Genomic DNA, 20,590 nt, shown 5'->3' with positions numbered 1-20,590 from the left:
GCTGCATTCTCCGTCGTCCTCGGCCTTGAACCGAGGACCCATATCACGGGCGCTGACGGGTGCCATTGTCGATGCTCCGGTCGATCCCGAGCATGATGGAGAGGACTGCCAGCGGAAGGACTCATTCATAGCGCAGACGCGCCGATCACAACCTTGTCGGCGTCGTCCTTTCAGGTCGAGAAGCGAGTCATCGTAGGTCATGACCGTTCAATTAAGCCGGCATCCGGGACAGCTTCCAATCGTAGGAGCGCAAGAAGCTCACCAGTTCTCGCATGGCGGCGCTGGAGTGTCTTTTGCTCGGGTAATAAAGATACCAGCTTGGTAAAAGAGGGCTCCAGTCCTTCAGAACCTCGGTCAACCGGCCGTTCGTCAGGTGGGGTGTGGCGTAGTCCTCGAAGATATGGGCCAATCCGCATCCGGCGACAGCGGCCTGCAGTTCGTTGTGTGCCGAACTTACCGTCAATCGCCCCTCCGGCAAGACTTCCAGCGCGTCTCCGCCCTTTTCAAATTTCCAGGATACCAGCGTGCCACCGGGAAATCGTCGTCGAATACAGTTGTGGCCGGCGAGATCATTGGGGGTCAGGGGCAGGCCATGCTTTGCAATATAATCCGGCGACGCCACGATCGCGTATCGAAGCGATGGTCCCAGCGGCACTGCGATCATATCTTGTGCCAGTTGCTTTCCGAACCGAACGCCCGCGTCAAAGCCTTGCTCGACGATGTCGATGACCGCTGCGTCGCTGATGAGTTCGACCTTGATATCCGCGTATGTGTCCATAAAGGTGAACATTGCCGGACAGAGCAGGTGATCGATTGCGGGGCCGGGCGCATTGATGCGAAGGGTGCCGGACGGGTTTTCCTTTAACTGGTTAAGGTCATCGACTGCGAGACGGATGTCCGTCAAAGCTGGACCAAGGCGCTGCAGGAGACGCTGTCCCGCATCTGTCGGCGCAACGCTTCTTGTTGTCCTGTTGAGCAGACGAATGCCGAGCGCCTCTTCCAAAGCGTTGATTGTCTGGCTGAGTGCCGATGATGAAACGCCTCGCTCCAAGGCGGCGGCCCTGAATCCGCCGCACCTGACGATCGCCGCAAAAACATCCAGGCTATCCAAACGAAACTGATCCATTGCGAAGCTTACCTTATCAAGCTGCGTAGATTTATTCGTCTTATCAGCGCAGTGATTTGAGGTCATCTAAATACCTCACCCGCACATGCGGACTATCGACTGAAAGGAAAAGCAATGGATCGACTCACATTGAACCGGCGAACGGTCATGGTTTCAGCGGTTGCTGGAACGTCCGCTCTGCTGCTCGGAGGGTCCGCGGGATCAGGCAAGGCGCAGGTGCAGAGCCGGGACGCCCGTAATGTTGGATATTATCGATTTCGGGTCGGGCAGATCAAAGCGACAGTTTTGAGCGATGGCGTGATCGGCGGCCCACCGACGGTCTATGCCAACGATGCTCCGGAGGCCGAACTGCAGGAGGTCCTTCGTCGCGCTTTCCTTCCTACCGATCACATGACCCTTCAACTCAACACGCTGCTGCTTGAGGTCGGCGACAGGCGGATATTGCTTGAGGCGGGAGCCGGGGCCACGATGGGACCGAATGCCGGGCGTGTGTTCGACAATATCGCCGCCATCGGTCTCGATGCAGGCGATATCGACACGATCGTGGTGTCCCACACGCATCCTGATCACGTCGGCAATCTCAGCACTTCCGAAGGCAAAAAAGCGTTTCCCAATGCCACCGTCTACGCACCCCGGGCAGACTGGGATTTTTTTGTGCGCAACGATCCCGATCTCTCCTACATGCCGGTACCAAGGGACTTTCGTGACCGGTTCGCAGCGGCGATCAAACGGAGTGTCGAGCCGATCGCAAAGGACATCGAGCTCTACGAGGCAGGTGCGGAAATCGTGCCGGGTCTCACCACGATAGCTGCGCCCGGACATACGCCTGGCATGGCAACATTCTTGGTCCACTCAGGAAACGACCAACTGCTCCTCACTGCGGACCTTGCCTATCACCCGGTCGTCAACATCGACCATCCATGGCGACCCGGACCTGATAGAGACAAGGATACCGCGCTCGCGTCGCGCCGCCGCATATTCGATATGGCTGCGACCGATAGGCTCCTTGTTCTCGGATTTCATTACCCTTTCCCGGGGCTCGGACGAATGCTCAAGACCGACATGGGTTATGCCTGGGTTCCGGCGGGCTGGCAGTTTTGACCCGGGTGCGGCCGTCGAGAGGTTTCGTTCGATAGGGCTGCTTTGTGCCCTCATGTCGGCCGTCAAAGCTACATCATCCGACTTCTAAAAGCGGGCATCGCCTATAACCCGACTGGGCGCCCGCCGGCAAAGTTCTCGCCGGTCCGTTCCATCTTCGTTTCGCGGCTGTGCCGCGCGCTCTGCGCCGCCCGTATGCCACAAACTATCTGATCGAACTGAAGCTCAACGCGGCCGCCGCAGCATCGGGACGAGCGTCGGCGACGAACCGGCCTGGATTGCGCCGAGCGGCTCGAAGCCGTAGCGTCGGTAGAACGGAATGTTGCGCGGGTTCGAGGATTCCAAATAGGCTGGCGCGTGATCGCGATCGCACCGTGCGAGTGCGTACGCCATCAAGGCGTCGCCGTGACCTTGGCCTTGATGCGCTGGGTCGACGCCGATCAGGGGCAGGTACCAATGTGGTTCGCTCGGGTGGTACGCGGCCATCTGCTCGAATATGGCCGTGGTTTCGGGGGCAAGAGAGCGCGCAACCGTGCTCTCGAGCACCGCACCAAGCCCTTCCTCGTCGGAATGCACCCCGGGCGATAACCACAGCGCCGTCCCGGCGTAGCCGTCGGTGCAAAAGCCGCTTCCGTTAGAGAATGCGCTGCTCCCAAACGCCCGGATCATTCGGGGCATGGCCGCAAGGTACTGGTGTGCGTGCGGCCAGGTCCATCGCGCCATAGGATCCGCAGCAAATGCCAGCATGACCGTTTCGACCGCCAGATCTTCCTCGGCCGCGGCCATAACTCTCACTGTCGGCGATTTCACACTGCCCTCCTGACGTAGGTGGTCCGACGAGGCGCCCGCCCTCGTTCTCAGCTGCGCATCGTAACCCGGATGGCTTGGGAGCGATACCGGTTGCTGCTGGCTCAGCGGTTGGGCCGCTTTTGGCGTAGTCTTGGTCTGGCGCCCCATGAGCACGTCTCTCGGACAATCTGATGCGAACCATCCGGCCCAAAACCAGAGAGCATGCATCGGTGGACCCCGCACAGAAGCTATGGCCCATTGCCGCTGGCGGCAAACAATCAGCTAGTCAGGCCAGCCTGCCGCAGGCCGTCCACAATGCGTTCGAAATCGGCAGGGTTCTTGTAGGGCAGTACTTTGCGCCTGTGCTCCAGGGAATAATCGGGATTGATTCGGAACACTTCCGCCCACTCACCGCGCGCCTCCTCGAAGCGCCCCAAGTGACCATAGCTCGCCGCCAGCAGCACTCGCGAGACGTCTGTGTTTGGATTACGGACGAGCCGCCGCTTCAGGATGACGACGGCCTCCTCGTACCTGCCTAGCTGAAACATCGCCTGCGCGTAGAAGTGCAGGAACAGGTCCGGGTAATAGGGGTTCAGGGCCATTGCCCGTTCGAAATAGGCGAGCGCCTCGGCCGACCTTCCGGCATAGTGTAGTGCGTTGCCGAGATTCTCGTACCCCTCGACAAAATTGGGAGCAAGCGCGATCACGCGTTCGGCCTCGGCGATGGCCGCGTCGTGCTGTCGCGAGTGCAGTTTGACGACGCCGAGCGCCCAATGTGCGTAGGGATATTGATCGTCGAGCGCCACCGCCCGCGTGGCAGCCTCAATCGCCTGATCAAGCGATTTCGACGGCGATTGGCTCCACTGATTTATGTAGGCCAGCCCATGTGTGACGGCGAGGAACGCGTAGGCCGGAACGAATTTCGGGTCAAGCTCGATGGCGCGTTGCAACAGTTCCCGGCCCTGCGTGTTTTGCTCTCTCGTCAACCTCCACATGTGTTCACGGCCCCGAAGGAAGCAGTCATACGCTTCCAGGCTCTCGGTCTGCTCCGCAGCCAGCCGCTGCTGGTCGCCCTCTCTCAGGTTGAGCGCGAGTGCGCCGACAATCTGCTGCGTTACGTCGTCCTGCACGGCAAAGATGTCGGTCAGGTCGCGATCGAAACGCTCCGCCCACAGATGGCCGCCTGATGTCGCGTCGATCAGCTGTGCGGTGATCCGCACCCTGCTGCCCGATTTGCGGACACTGCCCTCCAGCACGTAGCGCACGCCAAGGCCGCGGCCCACCTCTTGGACGTTCACGTTCCGGCCCTTGAAGGTGAACGACGAGTTGCGGGCGATGACGAACAGCTGCGACAGCTTCGACAGAGCAGTGATGATGTCTTCGGAGATGCCATCGGCGAAGTATTCTTGCTCGACATCACCGCTCATGTTGGCGAAGGGCAGCACGGCAATCGAGAGCGCCGGCGGCGATGCGGCTGGCACGCGACTAGCGGCGGCGTAGGCGGTCACTGTTGACTTTGCCAGTGCGGCGACGCCGACCTGGAGCGAATAGATCCGAATCGGCTCGGCGATGTTCTTGAGCTGTGTGCTGCCGAGATCGGTGACGGAGAGATCGAGCCTCGCCTTGACTTGGCGATAGGCATCCTCCGACAGGCAAATGGCGCCCGGCGCTGCGACGCCCTCCAGGCGCGACGCGATATTGACGCCGTCGCCCATCAGGTCACCGTCGCTTTCCTCGACCACATCTCCCAAATGGATGCCGATTCGGAACTCAATACGGCGGTCTTGGGGCACGCCGGCATTGCGTTCGACCATGGCATTCTGCACCTCGACGGCGCAGCGGACGGCGTCCACCACGCTGCGGAATTCGACCAATGCCCCATCGCCTGTGCGCTTGATCACGCGCCCGTTGTGCACAGCTATAGTTGGATCGATCAGGTCGCTACGCAGTGCCCGCAACCTCGCCAGAATACGATCTTCGTCCGCGCTCGCGAGCCTGCTGTATCCGACCACGTCGGCGGCCAGAATTGCGGCCAGCTTGCGATTCTCGCCCATTGAGCCGTCTCCTCTTCTCCACTATAGCAGGAAGACAGTGGGCAAGACGGAACTTTCGCTTCTTTTCTGAGCGATCTTGGGCGATGTCTTAGTGGGCGAGCCGCTGCTGCGCAACATATCTCCCCGGATGGCAATTTCATCGCCGGCCATCGCACGTCTGGACACTGGAAGACCTCGCCCGCAAGGCGGGGATGTCCCGCACGAGCTTCGCCCAGTACTTCCCAAGGCGCGTCGGCGAAACGCCGATCTCCTACGTTGCCCGCCGGAGAATGATGTCGGCAGGAACGAAACTGATACAGGGCGAGGAAACAATGGCCGAAATTTCTGTATCGCTGGGATATTCGTCTGAGCACGCCTCTAGCACGGCGTTCAAGCGGATCATGGAACAGTCACCCCGCCGATATGGCCGAAGTCAAAAACAGAATGTGAACAATGATCAGTGACGTCTCCCTTCTGGCGCATAGTTCCCATCCCCAGCAAGGCTGCTGCTCCTCCACACCAAGTCCAACCAGGACCGCCTCCAGTCGACAAGCGTGTCGATGGTTTCAAAGAACAGCGACTTGGCGGGAGCCTCCTAACCGACCCTCGCTCGCTGGCGCAGCGGTCTGTGTTCGAAAATATGCAAAAAAAGAGCATTCCCGTACTCAAACAAAACGGAAATGCTCTCTTAATTTAGTGCGGAGCTATACTTGTCAGCTCCACACTGCTCGCACCTGAATTCGCGGCTATTCGTCTGATGTCGCCGGCGCGGCGTTCTCCAGCGAGGTGCGAATTTGATCAATCTTCCCGTTTGCGTCGCCAACCCCGAGAATGGTTTTGGCCTGGTTCAGAACCGCCGGACTGACTTCACCGGTTTTTGTTGCGGAAGCCAATGCGTCCTCCAGCGCCTCGTCCCCCAACAGAGGGTCATCGGCCGCGGGCTCGATTCCATTGTCGAGTTCATACTGGGCATAGGCCATGGCGTAGGCCGAGATCGCCGTCATGCGTGGGTCCGACGTATGCATCAACGCCTTGTAGTTTCGCTTCAAGGAGTTCAGGCCCGCAAGTTGCGCCGACAGGTTCTTTTCTTTCGTGCTGACTTTGGTCTCGTCTGCCTTGACGGACTTGGATTTGCTTGCCGCCTCGCTGGACTTGCCTTTCACGCCTTGCGATTTGGAGCTGCCATGGGTTGAACCGCTACCTTGGCTGCTGCTGCCATGGTTGCCGCTGTTTCCACCACCGCCGCCATGACCACCGCCGCCGCTATTGCCCCCACTGTTACCGCCGCCGTTTCCCCCGCTCTTTGCCAGTGCGGCCATGTCGATCCCGGCAATCGTTACCGGGCTTGCTGCAAGAGCCAGCGAGAGCAAGGCCAAGGACGCTAGGGTTGCTGTCCGCATCGTTTCCTCCGAACCAGATCATCAAGCGCCGGGCAGATGCACGGCTTGAGCAGGTAGGAGAGGTTAGACGTCGATCGCCCCTTGCACATCGGACCGAGGTCCGATGCCGATCCCGTCTATAGTCCTACACGGCTTCGTATACTTAACGATTCCTGGTCGGAACGGTCGACGGGACGGGAAGGCGAGAGACCGCGGAGCCGAGGCGTAACTTCGATATTTCAGATGTTTAATTTGCCCCCGGAACCGGGCAGTCCAGGTCCCCGTCGTTGCACCTCAGGTAAACCTTGAGCGCCTCCGTGCGGCTTTGAGTCAGGCCGTCGTGGCACGAACTGCTGACGAACGGATAGGCGGTGCCACCCTGGACCGTCGAGCTTTGGAAATTGCACTCGGCATCACGGAATGCAATCCATGCCTTCTGGGTCGCTACGAGAAGCTTGGTCGTGTCGGCATCATCCTCCAGCCGACCTTCGATCTCTTTGTAGACCTTGTTCATCTCCGCATCCGACTTCTTCAGGGATTCAGCAGCGCAGATGTTCATGTCTGACTGATTTGTCTTCGCCGCAGTTATCATCTGCAAATGCGAACGTTGACGTCGTCAGGACCAAAGTGGCGGACAGCAACAAAATTCTCATGATGGACCTCTTTCCGATTGAATGAATATCCAAACACCGCATGCCTCGTTGCTGGTTTTAACCCCACTTCTGCTCCCTTCCATCAAGTCGACGTCATCTCACCAATCATTTTCCATGGGTTGGTGACGGTTTCATTACCTTGGTACGCCGTGCTGAGCGAGCACGATACATTCCAGTCTTGCAGTCCATTTTCGATCAGCAGGTATGTCGGCCATACCTTGGGCATAACTGGAAGCAGCTCGCCGATCCGGGAGCCGCTGGCCTGTTATCGAAAAGATATGGACTTGATAGAGGACGCCTCGCTGAGTTTTGCGAGAGTGTCAAACCGAATTCAATAGAGAATCACGCCAAGCGCAAATCGATAAGCGGGTGTAACTTCTTGAGATTCGGCAGTGATTTCGCTTGCCAAGGATATTGGCTGGTGCCTTTGACGACGAGCAGGAGGTCGTCCATCTTTCTGGCTTCAATCGTCAGCTTGGCCAGGAGATTTATGCCAGAGGAATTGAGGAACTCGAGACCCGTCAGGTTGAACGTGACCTGTTTGTGCCCCTCATGAAGCAGGCCTGATATCAATGAATAAATGGGCGCGTAGGCGTCCGGTCCCGCCAGCCGGAATACGCCATCGAAATAGACCTCGTTTTTCTCAGCCCATACGCGGAAGTTTTCGTCGCTGATTTCCATTCTTCGCTCACAGATTGGAGGAGGGCGGCATTGCCACGGCTGCAGTTGTCGTCAGGATGACACGCTGGTCATTATTGTCTTCGAATGCCCATGCCATTTTTGCGTCGTAATCGCTCAGAAGGGTCAGCAACCCCAAGCCCGAACCGCTTTCTGCCGATATGGCATTGGTTTCGATTTGCTCAAGAAGAAGTTCCCCGGGGTCCCTCGATTGAAGGCGATGCAGCAGTTGCTGAAAGCGAGAGGATGTCACGCCATCGATCGTGTTCTTCACCCTTATTAAAAAAGTACCGTCCAATATGCCGGCTTCAATGAGGATCTCCCCAGGCTGTCGAAACTTGACGGCATTTTCGATCAACTCATTGCTGAGATATCCGATGTCATGATGCGCCTGCACATAGTCCTTCCTTGAACGTGAATACCGCAGAGCCATGACTTCCGCTATAAAGTCCGACGTCATTCCTGAGTGCTTCCATCCGAGCTGAAGCGGTCCGTCGCTTAACGTGAGGCGAGTGCTTGAATCTAGGCTTATGCCCGTCAGAGATTCGATACCATATACCGTTGGCGTCATGTCTCACCTATGTCGCACTGCGAGAAGCGTGATGTCGTCGTAAATCTTCTGCGATCCTATGAAGAGCATTAATGTCGCTATAATTCCGGCAACGACTTTCTCAGCGCTCTGGTCCTTCAAGCGCAGTGCTTCGCGGCATAGACGTTCGATGCCAAAGAGTTCTCCAGCGTCGTTTTCGGCTTCTGTTACGCCGTCCGTATGCAGGAGTATGAGGTCGCCCGTCTCGAAGGTTATTTCGCGGGTTTTAATGAAGGCAGAAATATCGGCTTCCAGCCCGATCGGTATACCCAGATCCATGGTGTCTATGCGCTCGACCTCGCCGTTCGCCCGCACGACGACAACTTCCTCGTGTTGTCCCGACAGGATCATCTCTTTGCCGTCGTAGTCAAGAAACGCCAGCGTGAGATGCTTATCGATTTTGGTTCTCACTATGTTTTTAAACAGGGCGCTGTTCAGGTCTGTGAGAAATTTGACTGCATCGGTGTTTCCTGCTTCCTGCAGGGCGCGGGCGACGGACTGAACCATCAACATCAGCACGCCGCTTTCGAGCCCGTGTCCGGTGACGTCGCCGATGCCAATCTTCAATCGGCTTCCGTTCTTCAATACGTCGTAGTAGTCGCCGCCGACTTCTTCTGCAGGTCTCATATAGGCTGCGATCTCAAGGGCCTGAAACTCCTCAAGCTCCTGGTGCAGCGGAAGAACCATGAGCTGGATTCTCTCGGCGACGGCGAGTTCCGTCCCGAGACGTCTGTTTTCTCGCTGGAGCTGTGCGTTTAGCGTCGAAATCTCTTCCTTTGCATCTTCGATTTGAGCTGTTCGCTCTTCGACAAGCTGCTCGAGATTTTCCGTGTGATAGCTGATCTGTTCGGCCATCCGGTTGAATGCTTCACCAGCCTCGCCGACCTCATCTTTGCTTGTTATGGCCACCCTGACCGAATAATCCTTCGCCTGAATCCGTTTGGCGGCATCTGCAAGTGCACTGATTCCGCTCGTTATTCGTTTCGAAGCCGCAATTACTGCTATAGCTACAACAAGCAGTGACATTAGGATCGCCAGGATTTGGTAGATCACGATCCGGTTGGTAGCTTCCGAAATTTTGGCTTGAGCCGCATAGAGGGAGGCCTGGATTTCTCGTTCAGGCACAACCACTCCAAGAGACATCGCCTCTTGCCGAACCGGGCCGCTGGACCAGAGATTGGTCGCGGGGAGTTTCTTGACGATAACGATATAGGGGACCTGGCTGCCGTCCCGCTGCAACGACAAATGTTGGATGCCCAGTTCGCGGTCAAGGGCCAGGCTCGCTATCGCCGGCTGGGAGCTTCCCTTCAGGGAGCGCTCCAGTCCGGTCACTCCGCTTCCGCTCGCATCGCTCGCAGAACGCAGACCGAGCGTTTTTTCGCCTGTGCTGTTGATCGCCACAACGTTTCCGTCGGACATTGCGAGAAATCCAAAGCCGGACTGGGCCACTTTCACATTTTCTACAGTCTGCGCGAGCTGGTCGAGCGTAATGTCCGCGCCAGCCGTCCCGGCGACATCCTTCCTGTCGGCTGTCCATAGTGGTTGAAAGAAAGAAACGATCAGTTTCCCGGTAATGGCGTCCGTATAGGGCGCTGTCTGGGTTATATCGTCCGCGACCGGCCTCGTTTTCATATCCTTGGCCCAGCCCTGCCAGGACTCATAAAGTCCGGGAAAAAAGAAGTCCCAGAAATTGGCCTCGTTATGACCAGGATAAAGGCGGTCGAAGGTCTGAGCCTGGTCGGTATAGGGCGCTGTTCTGAAGATTGGTCGTTCTTTCGATCCGATGTAATACATCTGCAGCTTTGAAGCCCCGTGCTGCAGCAAGCTAGGTGCGACAAGGTCTAGAACCGCGCTGGTCTGGATATCGGTCTGAACGTCGGGTCTTGGGTTGTGGTCTTCTCCGAGCAAGTAACTCCAGACGCTGACGACGGAGACTGAGCCCGGAGCGTTCTGAGACCAGTTCGCCTTTTGATCGTAGGACAGGCTGACGCTGCCGGGAGATGTGCGGGCGATCGCCGCGCCGACAACGGAATTACGCTCGGGATCGTCGATCTGCGCCTGGAGCACACCCGCCAAGGTGCTGACGTCGTTGTGAACCTGCCGCAGGAGCAAACTCACCTGTGCTGCGGTGGAATCGGCATATGTGCGGATGTATTCCTGGCTTGCCGCTTCCAGACCCTGTCCGACTTCCAGGGTGGCGTCGCGCGACAGCCTCTGAACATTCCAAAGCGCCAGTCCACCGCTGACCAGCAGATCAAAGAGGACAGCTCCACCGACGACCAAAATGAACTTTGCCCGAAATGAGCCTAGCCTTGCCGGTCTCTTCGATTTCCCGTCCATCACAGCGGCTTTCGGCCGGAGGCTGCCCAGATCGGCCAGCCTGCATAACCCTTGGGGTGAAGAGCAGCAAAGATATGATCTTTGAATCCTTGCCGGAACCTGCGAATGAAATCTGACGAGTCGCCCCGTCGAACGGCCATCTCACCCGCGTAGACATTTTCCCATGCTTCGATGATGTCTGCGAAGTCCTGGGGATCCCCATCAAGATTCGTGACCATAAATGAATCGACCTTGATGTTATCGAACCCCGCGTCGGCGAGGAGGTGGCGGCTTTTCGGCCCCATCTCGACATCCATGTCGAAGTGCCTGAACAGTTTGGCGACTTCTTCGTAAGTCCATCTTATGGATTCAGCATGTGGCTCGCCCAGACAATGCGAGTTTTTTTCGTTGGTGATGTAGACACGGCCGCCAGGCTTGCAGATGCGGTAAAGCTCCCTGAGCAGCATCTCGGGACGGTTGAAAATCTGCAGCGAATGTCGGCAGGTCACAAAGTCAAATTGATTGTCTCGCAGCAGCATTTGGGAAGCGTCGCCATAGGTGTACTCGATTCCCTGCAGATCGAAGTCGGCCGCGACCCTGCGGGCATATTCGAGGCTACGCACGGAATGATCCAGCGCGACAAGGCGTGCCGGTCTAAATTCCCGTTGAACCAAGGCGGCGAAATCACCAATTCCGCAACAGATATCTGCGATGACAAGACCGCTGCGCAGGCCGTGGCGAGGCAACAGTTCGCGTTCGTGCCTCCATGTCATTTTCGTCTGGGTGCGCAGAATGGGAATGAAAGTCTCATCCTCGACAAAGCTCTGGCCCGGATAAAATGCCGAATCGTAGACTTCAACCGACAGGCTTGGTTGTGATGCCGCCAGCGTTTGGAATAACGAGGTCGACCATGCCACCACGCTCGACGTAATGATGACGATCTTCCGTTCCGGTCTGATCCGGCAACTTGCCGCGAGTATATCGGCCAGGGCCGCGAAGGCAGTCATGTTGATGTGCGTCAGACGTTTGACATTGACGTAAACGACCCCACTGTATTTTTCCAAACTTTGCTGCACCAGCTTGAGGGCATCGGCAATTTCAGTGGCGCTTTCAGGCCGCATCTTGCCAGACAGCAACAGCTCCTGATTTGTCGGATCAAAATGAACAGTGAAGGGTAGGGGAAGCAGGCTCATCGGAAGTCCTCGACCGAGGGGAAATCCGCAATGATTTGAATCTCTTGTTCGCCGTCTTGCTCAATTCGGATCGTGGCGCGGAATATTGCTGCCAAATCTCTGAGCAAAATCGCCCCATCGGACTTCGTGACCACGAATCCAGAGCCGGCGCCCGGGACAGGCTGGTGTTCGCTTGCTCTCGCATCCATGTGCTTTCGGCCAAATGCTTCCTCGCAAGGAAACGCAATTCTCAGCCGATTGAATGTCGCATTCCGGTAGAGACTGAACCTTATCCTTCCCAGCTCGCTCGTCGAACGGAAAGCAAGTTCGATGAACTCGTTCGTCGCGACGGAAAGAAAATTGGAATATCGAGCGGGATCGCTGTGACCTTGGCCGAGAATGTCTGAGAGATATTCGGTAATCCCGTCGCAAAACTGCCATCGGGATTTGAACATCGCAACGTCCAGTTCCAGCGATACCATCGGCGCAAATGCATGGTCATCGAAGCTAGCTGCTTCCTGTTCCAATACACCCTCCCTTCTTTTGCCTGGGGCGTCAGGTTGATGCATGCCATAGCTAAAGGCACGGCGAAAATCGGTTGTTCACTGTGGTAGCGCTGGGCTTGCGGATGTGTCCGCCCGGGTGATGAATTCGCCAATCGCCTGGACCGGAAGCGGCCTGCTAATCAAATAGCCTTGAAGTCTGTCGCAGCCCACACTGCGCAACCATTCCGCCTGACCTGGCGTTTCAACCCCTTCGGCCGTCACCTGCATGTCGAGGTCATGTGCGAGGTTAACGATGCAGCGGACGATTGCCTGGCTTTTCAGATCGCTTTCGAGGTCGGTGATAAAGTATTTGTCGATTTTGATCGTGTCGAACGGGAATGTCTTCAGATAGCTGAGCGAAGAATATTCGGTCCCGAAATCATCAAGCGAGATTCGTATCCCTAGCACGTTGAGCGTATTCAAGGTGTCGATATTGTTGACGGTGCGCTCAAGCAGCACGCTTTCGGTTATCTCAAGCTCCAGACGGTCTGGCGGCAACCCGATCAAGTCCAGCGTTTGGGATACGCGATCGGTGAGGCCGTTTGTCAAGAATTCAGCCGCGGACAAATTGACCGCGACGATGTAGTTCTGCGGCCACTTCATTGCCTCGCGACATGCCTGCTCCAAAACCCATGCCCCTATTTCCGGCATTATTCCATCGGCCTCGGCCATCGGAATAAATGCCGTTGGTGGGATTTTTCCAAGTAGAGGGTGGTGCCATCTCAGCAATGCTTCGAAGCCGACAATGCTGCCGCCCTCGGCGATGGGTTGGTACTCAATAGAGAATTGTTGCTGGACCAGGGCCATGCGAAGGCTGCGGCGCAGCAGTTCGCGTTGTTCCAGCAACTCAAGCATTGAGGGATCAAACGGTCTTGCACGACCGCGCCCGTCCTTCTTCGCGGCGTAGAGTGCGACGTCGGACGCCTTCATCAGCTGCTCCGGACTTGTACCGTCCGGTGGAGCAGCAGATATGCCGATACTGGCACCGACAAATAGCGCGATGCCATCAATCGTGAAGGGTTTTTTGAATGCATCAACCAAAGCTTCTGCTAACTGGTGTCCTTTGGCGGGATGTCCTGGGCCTCTTGATATGACGGTGAATTCGTCACCCGCCAGTCGATAGGCCCTGTCGTCCCTGGCAAGGCACCCTTGAATGCGGCTTGCAGCGAGCTGAAGAAGCTTGTCGCCTGCCGGATGCCCAAGCGTGTCGTTGACGGGTTTGAAATCGTCAAGATCGAGTTGCATCAGGGACAGAGTCTCGTTCGAGCCTGCGGTCTCTCGTAACAACACAGCGAGGTCCTCGCTGAACTGGCGTCGGTTCGGCAGTCCAGTGAGCGGATCGTGGGTGGCCAGATGCAAAAGAGTTGCGCGCTCATCGTCGATAGATTCCTCGGACCGAACCACGGCAAACAGATCTCCGATCCGATAGATCGTCAGTCCGTGCGACGCGGGCGCGCCAAGATCCCCCGATATTTGCAAGGGTTGGGCACTGTCGCCCAATGAACGGAGGGCGAGTGTAATCGCCGATTTGTCCAATTCAGGAAAATGCTCCCAAAACGACGCTGCTGGTTTGACAGAAGCAGGCAGCTCATTGCCGAGCAAATTCTCGACGGGATTGAAATCGCGATCAAAGAACAAAAGCCGGTCGATTGAGCTCGAAGTTTTTGCCTCTGTTTGTCCGAGCGCCGAGGGGGCAGCATGAATTTTCCGCATGTCCGAGGCCCTCCCTAGTCTCATGTCATAACCAGATATTGTAGCAAATCAGCCCCCGCACAACTTGTGCACGCCAAGATTTACATTAGGCATTTCTGATTAACAATCCCCAACCTCTGCCCAACTCGCTCACGGATGGGCTTATGCCACGCTTTATTACCGCGACCCATTTGCATCCATCGCCTCGGCGGCGACCCTTCGATGAACTGAGGGCAGGGGATCTCACGCGCCCGATCCGCACTCGGTCATGAACCAGTCGATGAAGCGGCCGACCGGCTTTTTCGCCCAGCTGTTCGATATGACGTAATAGCCCTGGTTCTCTGCCGTGGCGATCTCGGAAAGCACCAGCAGATCGCCGCGTTCGATCTCGCGGCGGAACACCTCGACAGGGCAGAGCGCCACGCCATGGCCGGCGATTACGGCCGTCGCCAGCATGTTGAAATCCTGAAATATCGGCCCTCGAAGCGGCTCCTGCGCTGTCTGGCCGGCCTTGCGGAACCATTCCTTCCAGCCATCGACGGATTCGTCGTGCAGCAGATCGGCGCCGGCGATCGAGACGTCGTCGATCGTCCAGTTGCGTTTGGCAAGGTAATGGCGGCTGGTGACGGGCTGGTTGCGGCGGGAGAAGAGCAGGCGGCTTTCCCTGCCCCCGCTCAGATCCTCGCCCATGGTGATCAGTACGTCGAGGCTCTCGTCGTCGAAGCGTTCTTCGGCGCGGGCATAGACGATCCTGACGTCGAGATCGGAGGCGCTTTCCTGGAAGGAGGGCAGGGCGGGGACGAGCCAGCGCGATGCGATTGAGGGAATGCAGCCGACGGTGATGGCGCGCATGTCGTGATCGCGCCGCATATTGCCGGTCGCATGCGCGATCGCCGCCAGCGATCCGGAGACGGCCCGGTAATATTCACCGCCGGCTGCGGTCAGCGTAATGCCGCGGCCCGATTTCTGCAGCAGCTTGCGGCAGAGCCAGGTTTCCAGATGCTTGATCTGATGGCTGACCGCCGCATGAGTGACGTGCAGCTCGTCGCCCGCTTTCGAAAGGCTCATCAGGCGGGCCGTGGCTTCGAAAGCGCGCAAAGCGTTTAACGGCGGCAATTGCATTTGTAAAATTTCCTCACAGATGACGCAGAAATCATCATTTGAAAATTCCAGTGATTTCAATAGCTAATTGTTGCGGGCGATGAAAATGAATCATCACCGTATCTTCAATAATTTATCAGGGGAATCGGCGATGTTCGTCAGAAATCTGAAAGAGGTGGAGCTCACCGAGCGTTTCGTCGATTGGGGCAACGGCACGAGCCACCGGCTGCTGACCAAAGACGATGGCATGGGCTTTACGGTGTGCCATACCGTCGTTCGCGCCAATAGCGAGGCCTTGCTCCAATACCGCAATCACCTGGAGGCCTGCTACTGCATCAAGGGCGAGGGCGAAGTGGAGGATATGGACGGCAATGTCTTTCCGATCCGCACCGGCGATATCTACGTGCTCGACAAGCACGACCGCCATTATCTGCGCGGCGGGAAGGATCAGGATCTCGTTCTCGTCAGCATCTTCAACCCGCCGCTGACGGGCACCGAACGGCACGACCTGGACAACAAGAGCGGGTCGCAATACTGAACCAGAGCATGATGCCGAAAGTGTAAGCGGTTTTGCTCTAACTATATGATGTAGAATAGGATTCAGATTTTAGGCCGATCCGGCCTAAAATCATCCTGTTCTAGCCGATCTCTTTGTCGACTGCCGAGATGGACAGCAGAGCCCGGCAAATGACGGGCACTGCTGCCGGCGCGAACGACAGGACATCCGCTCCCTATTCGTGGCGACTTGAACGCTACGTGCAGCCTATTGCTGCGGTTGCTGTTGTTGCTGGCCCGGCGGCGGCGTGCCGATCTTTTCCAGTACCTTCTTGGCCAGAGCCGGGTCGCTCTGCGCGGCCGTCAGGATCGACGAATATTCTTCGACGGAGATGTCGGGAGAAGCTTGGACGGTATCGACCATCTGCTTCTTGGCCTCCTCCTGCAGCTGTTGCTTGGCAGCCTCGTCCTTCGTCGCGCCGATCTTGGCGGAATATTCCTGTCTCACCTTGTCGACCTGCAGATAGGCAACGGCGAAGGCTTCGATTTTCTGATCGCTGACGGGGGCGGCCGCACCGCTGCCGCCGGGCTGTCCCTGCATCGGCGGCTGCGCCTGTGCCGGGGGCTGCGCTTGTGCCGGCTGCTGTTGCGCCTGGGCCATGTCGACAGCGGATGCCGGGCTGAAAGCAAGCAGACTGAAGACTGCCGCGCTCAATGTTGCGACAGATGTGTAACGAGTGATCATGTTCATTCCTCTTCAAGTGCATGATTTTATCGGCAGCAAGACCGCCTCGGTCGATCGCTCAGCCACTCAAAGGCCGGGCGAGGTCGCGACGATGGAACCTTTAAGAGGGCACGGTGCGGCGGTAACGGGGCGATTTACTGACGATTGAGCGGCGGCTTTGTGACCGCCGGCCTGTTGGCACGTGCGGAAAATTCAAGTCATTGCCGCTGTGATACCCGGACTTTCGGTGGCGTTTATCGCTTATCTGGATGCAGAAATGCCGCCAGGAACGTGGCGACGGCCGCCTCGGCGTGGCGGTAAATCTCCTGCTTCGTCGGAATGGCCGCATCGCCCAGCATCATGACCCGGTTGACGGGGTCGGCCATCACCAGCCAGTTGAACTGTGATGCGGCTACCGTTGCATCGGAGAACTGCAGCAGCTTCTTGCCGGCCAATTGTTCGAAAGCGCTGCCTATGACCTCGATCGCCCGTGCAGGGCCGCGCGCGTAAAGCAGCTTGGCGAGTTCCGGGAAGCGTTGCGCCTCCGCAATCACGAGCCGGCGCAATTGCATCAGCCCCGGCGTCAGGACGATGGTGAGCTGGCGGACGGCGTAGTCGAGGAGATAGGCTTCCAGCTGAGCGCGGTTCTCCACCTGGGGGAGGCCGGTGTGAACGGCGGTATCTGCTTCTCCCATCATCTGTGTGAGTACCGCGACGAACAGCGCCTCCTTGCTGGAGAAGTGCTTGTAGACCGTCTGCTTGGACACGCCGGACCGGCTGGCGATCTCGTCCATACTGGCTCCGGCATAACCGGTGCTGAGAAAGACTTCGGCCGCGGCACCGACGATCGCCGCCTGTTTGCGCTCCGAACGAGTGCCGGCCCGCCCCTGGGCAAGGTCGGCTTCCATACCCGGTACCAACATTCTCATTCTCCGCTCCAACTCTACTTGACACGATCAAACTGAACCGTCTAGTTCTTATAACGGAACTAAACGGTCTAGTTTGATTTTGCGACTATCCAGCCATCCTCAACAGCGAGCGATGTCATGAACAACAAGACAACCCGTCTGACTTGTGCCTGCGGAACCTTTCACCTTGAGGTGCGCGGCGCCCCGATCATCAGCGCGGAATGTCACTGCAAGAGTTGTAGTGACGCGGCCGGAAGGCTGGAGTCGCTTCCCTTGCCGGAGGCGATCCGGACGATCCATGGCGGTACGCGCTATGTGCTTTATCGCAAGGATCGGATCAGCCTTTTGGCCGGAACCGAAAACCTGCAGGAGTTCCGCCTCGGCCCCAATGCTTCAACGCGACGTGTCCTGGCGTCCTGCTGCAACACGCCCATTTTTCTGGAGTTCAAGGGTGGCCACTGGCTTAGCCTCTACGGCAATCTCTGGAAGCAGGACGAGCTTCCGCCCCTTCAATTGCGCACAATGACCCAGAATGTGTCCGATCGCGCGAGCGTGCCCGATGACGTGCCCTCCGGCGCGCTGGCGACGGCCGGCTTCTATGGCAGACTTCTCACCGCGTGGATTGCGATGGGCTTCAAGGTCCCCGACATCGCCGTCAAAGGAGCTATCGATGCCTGACGACGAAAAAATCCTCATTGAAAGCATAACCTCGCCGCACCATACGGAGCGGGTCAACAAGGCCAAATACATGGCAATGCGCCACGCTCTGCTGGCCGCACTGCCTGAGCAGGCACCCGGACTGACCGTAGCACAGGCAAACATCGCCATCCTGCCGCATCTCTCCGAGGTCGAATTCCCGGCCGGCGCTAGAGCATGATGCCGAAAAGTGTGAGCGGTTTTCGGACGACATCATGCTCCAACTATTTAATTTAGAACAGGATTCAGATTTTAGGCCGATCCGGCCTAAAATCATCCTGTTCTAAGGCCGGATGGTGGTTGAAGGCCGTTCAACTGGATCTGGAAGCCAAGCGCATCATCCAGCGCGGACCGGGAAAGCCGGTCAGGCTTTTCAAATGCCTTTGATACATCTGTCGGCTCAGCCCAGCGAACGGATGTCGCGGGCGACCTTCGTTTGTCTGGTTAGGCTTCGGCTAAAGCAATTCTAGCAAACACCGCGCGGGAGAGCTTGTTTCGCAGCGCAGCCGCTCTATGTCCTCTCCCGTTTCAGCATGAGATTGCAGGCAGTATTTCACCGTAAATCCGGGTGCCGACGGCGTTGTCCGCCGGCTGGCTTGAAGGAGCTGAGCAATGAAAATTCTCATGGTTCTTACATCGCATGATCAACTGGGAAACACCGGCAAGAAGACGGGATTCTGGCTCGAGGAGCTTGCTGCTCCTTATTTCGTTTTCCGCGACGCTGGGGTGGAGATCACACTCGCTTCGCCGAAGGGCGGCCAACCTCCGCTCGATCCGAAGAGCAACGAGCCAGCATTCCAGACGGAAGACACGCGACGGTTCGAGCGAGACCAGGCGGCAACGGCTGCGCTCGCCAACACCCTGATGCTGTCCGAAATCAAGCAGGCGGACTATGACGGCGTGTTCTTCCCTGGTGGGCACGGCCCGCTGTGGGACCTGACGAACAATCGCAATGCGCTGTCGCTCATCGAGGACATGCTTTCGGCGAGAAAACCTGTGGCGCTCGTTTGCCACGCCCCCGGTATCCTCACGAATGTGAAAGCGCCGGATGGAAAGCCCATCGCCAAGGGCCGGGCCGTCACGGGGTTCACCGATTCCGAGGAAGAGGCCATGCACCTGGTCGAGGTTGTTCCCTACCTGCTCGAGGACGTGCTGAAAGAGCAGGGCGCCCAGTTTTCGAAGACGGCGGATTGGGGCGTGCATGTCGTCCAGGATGGCCTGCTGATCACCGGCCAAAACCCTGCCTCATCCAGGCAGGGCGCCCGGACGCTCCTCGATGCCTTGAAAAAGCAGGCCGCGGCTTAAGCGTTTCGACCGGTGGGCACGATTGCCGCCGCCGGGAGGCCGAGATCTTCTCATTCGGCTATTGCCGATCCCGGCCGCAGGCGCGCTACGACGACGTCTGCGGCACGACGGCGAGGCAGAGCCAATCGCAAATGTTCGAACACGGGATGGGAGGCATCTGACATGACCAGGAAATATACGGGGCAATGCGCCTGCGGCGCGGTGAGATTTGCCTTCGACACCGATCCGAACTTTGTCGCCAATTGCCATTGCCTAGACTGCAAGAGGGCAACGGGCGGCGAGGCCGCCACGTTCTTCGCCGTGCCGCAGGAAGATTTCACCGTGATCAGCGGCAGCCCGAAGGCGTTTCATTACATCGCCGATTCAGGCAAGGGGCTCGACCGCAACTTTTGCCCCGATTGCGGCGCCAGATTGTTCAGCAGCAACCTCGAGAGCTTCCCCGGCCTCGTCTTCGTGACGCTCGGCAGCCTGGACCGGCCCGAGCTGATCAAGCCGGGGGTCGAAATGTTCACCAGGCGGCGGCTCGCCTGGGCAAGGCCGCTCGATCTTCCGCAGTTCGATGGGATGCCCGGTTGAGCCGCGACCCCTAAAGCGCGTCGCAATCTTTCAGATTCGCTCCTTGCGCTTTAGGTCTTTGTTTTCACGCATCTCGTTATCGCAAAAGCGCAGCACACTTTTGCGCGACATGCTCAGGAGCAATTTTTCTTGAAGAAAAATTCGATCCGGTGTCGGATCGGTCAAGCCACGCCCGTCCTAGGTTCGTCCATTGCATAAATCCAGAAAGGATCACGACCATGCCGAGTACCATACGCCTGCACCGCGTTCTGGCGACCAGCCCGGAGAAAGTCTATCGCGCATTCCTGGAGGCAGACGCGCTTGCCAAGTGGCTTCCGCCGAACGGCTTCCTCTGCACCGTGCATCATTCGGAGCCGGTTGTCGGCGGCACGTTCAGAATGTCCTTCCGCAATTTCACGACGGGCAATAGCCACGCCTTCGGCGGCGAATATCTCGAGCTCGTACCCGGCGAGCGTCTGCGTTACACCGACAGGTTTGACGACCCCAACCTGCCGGGCGAAATGGAAGTCACCGTGACGCTGAAGAAGGTTTCGGTCGGTACAGAGGTGGATATCGTACAGGCAGGCGTGCCTGACGTCATTCCGCCCGAGGCTTGTTATCTCGGCTGGCAGGAGTCGCTGCGAAACCTCGCCAGGGTCGTCGAACCCGACATCCAGGAATAGCGGGAGGACCGCGCCGGCCGGGCGATAATCGCCCGGCATTGGCGCCCGGC

The 20,590-nt window shown here is 57.8% G+C and carries 22 protein-coding genes; 7 read left to right on the top strand and 15 right to left on the bottom strand.

All coding sequences use genetic code 11. The features are described 5' to 3' along the window. Window positions 1–211 precede the first annotated feature (211 nt). Window positions 212–1,192, bottom strand: coding sequence for a LysR family transcriptional regulator (locus tag G9X67_RS05235; RefSeq protein WP_138334842.1), 981 nt, complete (start codon window positions 1,190–1,192; stop codon window positions 212–214). A gap of 48 nt (window positions 1,193–1,240) precedes the next feature. Between G9X67_RS05235 and G9X67_RS05230 the strand changes: the two genes are divergently transcribed. After that, complete coding sequence (locus G9X67_RS05230) at window positions 1,241–2,227, top strand: MBL fold metallo-hydrolase (protein ID WP_138334841.1); 987 nt, start codon at window positions 1,241–1,243, stop codon at window positions 2,225–2,227. Between the two features lie 222 nt (window positions 2,228–2,449). Here the strand turns inward: G9X67_RS05230 and G9X67_RS05225 are convergent, their stop codons facing one another. From G9X67_RS05225 to G9X67_RS05170, 11 genes are all read right to left on the bottom strand, one after another. Further along, on the bottom strand, window positions 2,450–3,034 hold the full coding sequence (locus G9X67_RS05225) for a GNAT family N-acetyltransferase (RefSeq protein WP_171598322.1): 585 nt from the start codon (window positions 3,032–3,034) through the stop codon (window positions 2,450–2,452). Between the two features lie 257 nt (window positions 3,035–3,291). Further along, window positions 3,292–5,067 carry an adenylate/guanylate cyclase domain-containing protein gene (locus G9X67_RS05220; protein ID WP_138334840.1) on the bottom strand — a complete coding sequence of 592 codons (1,776 nt, stop codon included), beginning with the start codon at window positions 5,065–5,067 and terminating at the stop codon, window positions 3,292–3,294. 725 nt (window positions 5,068–5,792) lie between these two features. Further along, a complete protein-coding gene (locus G9X67_RS05210; protein ID WP_138334838.1) occupies window positions 5,793–6,446 on the bottom strand; it encodes a hypothetical protein in 654 nt (217 codons plus the stop codon). 226 nt (window positions 6,447–6,672) lie between these two features. Beyond that, complete coding sequence (locus G9X67_RS05205; RefSeq protein ID WP_348649102.1) at window positions 6,673–6,984, bottom strand: lysozyme inhibitor LprI family protein; 312 nt, start codon at window positions 6,982–6,984, stop codon at window positions 6,673–6,675. Between the two features lie 436 nt (window positions 6,985–7,420). After that, a complete protein-coding gene (locus G9X67_RS05200) occupies window positions 7,421–7,759 on the bottom strand; it encodes a hypothetical protein (RefSeq protein WP_138334836.1) in 339 nt (112 codons plus the stop codon). A gap of 7 nt (window positions 7,760–7,766) precedes the next feature. Continuing rightward, entirely contained in the window at window positions 7,767–8,327 is a 561-nt protein-coding gene (locus G9X67_RS05195) for a hypothetical protein (RefSeq protein ID WP_138334835.1), read from the bottom strand. 3 nt (window positions 8,328–8,330) lie between these two features. Continuing rightward, a complete protein-coding gene (locus G9X67_RS05190; RefSeq protein ID WP_171598321.1) occupies window positions 8,331–10,688 on the bottom strand; it encodes a SpoIIE family protein phosphatase in 2,358 nt (785 codons plus the stop codon). Next, window positions 10,685–11,857, bottom strand: coding sequence for a class I SAM-dependent methyltransferase (locus tag G9X67_RS05185; protein WP_138334833.1), 1,173 nt, complete (start codon window positions 11,855–11,857; stop codon window positions 10,685–10,687). Before G9X67_RS05185 ends, G9X67_RS05190 begins: the two co-directional genes overlap by 4 nt. Continuing rightward, window positions 11,854–12,363, bottom strand: a complete 510-nt coding sequence (locus G9X67_RS05180) for a hypothetical protein (protein WP_171598320.1) — start codon at window positions 12,361–12,363, stop codon at window positions 11,854–11,856. Before G9X67_RS05180 ends, G9X67_RS05185 begins: the two co-directional genes overlap by 4 nt. 75 nt (window positions 12,364–12,438) lie before the next feature. Then, on the bottom strand, window positions 12,439–14,094 hold the full coding sequence (locus G9X67_RS05175) for an EAL domain-containing protein (RefSeq protein ID WP_138334831.1): 1,656 nt from the start codon (window positions 14,092–14,094) through the stop codon (window positions 12,439–12,441). A 222-nt stretch (window positions 14,095–14,316) separates the two neighbouring features. Then, the gene (locus G9X67_RS05170; protein ID WP_171598319.1) at window positions 14,317–15,195 is read right to left on the bottom strand and encodes a LysR substrate-binding domain-containing protein; all 879 of its coding nucleotides are present in this window, start codon (window positions 15,193–15,195) and stop codon (window positions 14,317–14,319) included. Window positions 15,196–15,325: 130 nt separating this feature from the next. Here G9X67_RS05170 and G9X67_RS05165 point away from each other — a divergent pair, with 130 nt between their 5' ends. Further along, the gene (locus G9X67_RS05165) at window positions 15,326–15,712 is read left to right on the top strand and encodes an ectoine synthase (protein ID WP_138387292.1); all 387 of its coding nucleotides are present in this window, start codon (window positions 15,326–15,328) and stop codon (window positions 15,710–15,712) included. Window positions 15,713–15,937: 225 nt separating this feature from the next. On the opposite strand, the gene G9X67_RS05160 is transcribed toward G9X67_RS05165, so the two are convergent. Further along, window positions 15,938–16,420: a DUF4168 domain-containing protein gene (locus G9X67_RS05160; protein ID WP_171598318.1), complete on the bottom strand. Its 483-nt coding sequence runs from the start codon at window positions 16,418–16,420 to the stop codon at window positions 15,938–15,940. 227 nt (window positions 16,421–16,647) lie between these two features. Next, window positions 16,648–17,316 carry a TetR/AcrR family transcriptional regulator gene (locus G9X67_RS05155; RefSeq protein ID WP_171598317.1) on the bottom strand — a complete coding sequence of 223 codons (669 nt, stop codon included), beginning with the start codon at window positions 17,314–17,316 and terminating at the stop codon, window positions 16,648–16,650. Between the two features lie 123 nt (window positions 17,317–17,439). Here G9X67_RS05155 and G9X67_RS05150 point away from each other — a divergent pair, with 123 nt between their 5' ends. The 4 genes from G9X67_RS05150 to G9X67_RS05135 all read left to right on the top strand — a co-directional run bounded on the left by G9X67_RS05150 (window position 17,440) and on the right by G9X67_RS05135 (window position 19,878). Further along, the gene (locus tag G9X67_RS05150) at window positions 17,440–17,979 is read left to right on the top strand and encodes a hypothetical protein (protein ID WP_171598316.1); all 540 of its coding nucleotides are present in this window, start codon (window positions 17,440–17,442) and stop codon (window positions 17,977–17,979) included. After that, complete coding sequence (locus tag G9X67_RS05145) at window positions 17,972–18,178, top strand: hypothetical protein (protein WP_171598315.1); 207 nt, start codon at window positions 17,972–17,974, stop codon at window positions 18,176–18,178. The genes G9X67_RS05150 and G9X67_RS05145 overlap by 8 nt, the downstream gene beginning before the upstream one ends. Before the next feature lie 431 nt (window positions 18,179–18,609). Then, on the top strand, window positions 18,610–19,302 hold the full coding sequence (locus tag G9X67_RS05140; protein ID WP_138334824.1) for a type 1 glutamine amidotransferase domain-containing protein: 693 nt from the start codon (window positions 18,610–18,612) through the stop codon (window positions 19,300–19,302). A 162-nt stretch (window positions 19,303–19,464) separates the two neighbouring features. Then, a complete protein-coding gene (locus G9X67_RS05135) occupies window positions 19,465–19,878 on the top strand; it encodes a GFA family protein (protein WP_047623313.1) in 414 nt (137 codons plus the stop codon). 30 nt (window positions 19,879–19,908) lie between these two features. On the opposite strand, the gene G9X67_RS35270 is transcribed toward G9X67_RS05135, so the two are convergent. After that, window positions 19,909–20,043 (bottom strand): hypothetical protein, encoded by a 135-nt coding sequence (locus G9X67_RS35270; RefSeq protein WP_281385434.1) that lies wholly within the window; start codon window positions 20,041–20,043, stop codon window positions 19,909–19,911. 53 nt (window positions 20,044–20,096) lie between these two features. Between G9X67_RS35270 and G9X67_RS05130 the strand changes: the two genes are divergently transcribed. Next, window positions 20,097–20,540: an SRPBCC family protein gene (locus tag G9X67_RS05130; protein ID WP_003560606.1), complete on the top strand. Its 444-nt coding sequence runs from the start codon at window positions 20,097–20,099 to the stop codon at window positions 20,538–20,540. The last annotated feature ends 50 nt before the right edge of the window (window positions 20,541–20,590 follow it).

The organism is Rhizobium sp. WYCCWR 11152, assembly GCF_013087615.1.
Taxonomy (GTDB): Bacteria; Pseudomonadota; Alphaproteobacteria; order Rhizobiales; family Rhizobiaceae; genus Rhizobium; species Rhizobium indicum.
This window is presented reverse-complemented; position numbering and strand designations above follow the sequence as displayed.

What these genes read in the sequence shown, in the direction of transcription:
- G9X67_RS05235 (WP_138334842.1), bottom strand. Translation starts at nt 1,192, where the DNA reads ATGACCTCAAATCACTGCGCTGATAAGACGAATAAATCTACGCAGCTT.
- G9X67_RS05230 (WP_138334841.1), top strand. Translation starts at nt 1,241, where the DNA reads ATGGATCGACTCACATTGAACCGGCGAACGGTCATGGTTTCAGCGGTT.
- G9X67_RS05220 (WP_138334840.1), bottom strand. Translation starts at nt 5,067, where the DNA reads ATGGGCGAGAATCGCAAGCTGGCCGCAATTCTGGCCGCCGACGTGGTC.
- G9X67_RS05210 (WP_138334838.1), bottom strand. Translation starts at nt 6,446, where the DNA reads ATGCGGACAGCAACCCTAGCGTCCTTGGCCTTGCTCTCGCTGGCTCTT.
- G9X67_RS05205 (WP_348649102.1), bottom strand. Translation starts at nt 6,984, where the DNA reads ATGAACATCTGCGCTGCTGAATCCCTGAAGAAGTCGGATGCGGAGATG.
- G9X67_RS05200 (WP_138334836.1), bottom strand. Translation starts at nt 7,759, where the DNA reads ATGGAAATCAGCGACGAAAACTTCCGCGTATGGGCTGAGAAAAACGAG.
- G9X67_RS05195 (WP_138334835.1), bottom strand. Translation starts at nt 8,327, where the DNA reads ATGACGCCAACGGTATATGGTATCGAATCTCTGACGGGCATAAGCCTA.
- G9X67_RS05185 (WP_138334833.1), bottom strand. Translation starts at nt 11,857, where the DNA reads ATGAGCCTGCTTCCCCTACCCTTCACTGTTCATTTTGATCCGACAAAT.
- G9X67_RS05175 (WP_138334831.1), bottom strand. Translation starts at nt 14,094, where the DNA reads ATGCGGAAAATTCATGCTGCCCCCTCGGCGCTCGGACAAACAGAGGCA.
- G9X67_RS05170 (WP_171598319.1), bottom strand. Translation starts at nt 15,195, where the DNA reads ATGCAATTGCCGCCGTTAAACGCTTTGCGCGCTTTCGAAGCCACGGCC.
- G9X67_RS05165 (WP_138387292.1), top strand. Translation starts at nt 15,326, where the DNA reads ATGTTCGTCAGAAATCTGAAAGAGGTGGAGCTCACCGAGCGTTTCGTC.
- G9X67_RS05160 (WP_171598318.1), bottom strand. Translation starts at nt 16,420, where the DNA reads ATGAACATGATCACTCGTTACACATCTGTCGCAACATTGAGCGCGGCA.
- G9X67_RS05155 (WP_171598317.1), bottom strand. Translation starts at nt 17,316, where the DNA reads ATGTTGGTACCGGGTATGGAAGCCGACCTTGCCCAGGGGCGGGCCGGC.
- G9X67_RS05150 (WP_171598316.1), top strand. Translation starts at nt 17,440, where the DNA reads ATGAACAACAAGACAACCCGTCTGACTTGTGCCTGCGGAACCTTTCAC.
- G9X67_RS05145 (WP_171598315.1), top strand. Translation starts at nt 17,972, where the DNA reads ATGCCTGACGACGAAAAAATCCTCATTGAAAGCATAACCTCGCCGCAC.
- G9X67_RS05140 (WP_138334824.1), top strand. Translation starts at nt 18,610, where the DNA reads ATGAAAATTCTCATGGTTCTTACATCGCATGATCAACTGGGAAACACC.
- G9X67_RS05135 (WP_047623313.1), top strand. Translation starts at nt 19,465, where the DNA reads ATGACCAGGAAATATACGGGGCAATGCGCCTGCGGCGCGGTGAGATTT.
- G9X67_RS05130 (WP_003560606.1), top strand. Translation starts at nt 20,097, where the DNA reads ATGCCGAGTACCATACGCCTGCACCGCGTTCTGGCGACCAGCCCGGAG.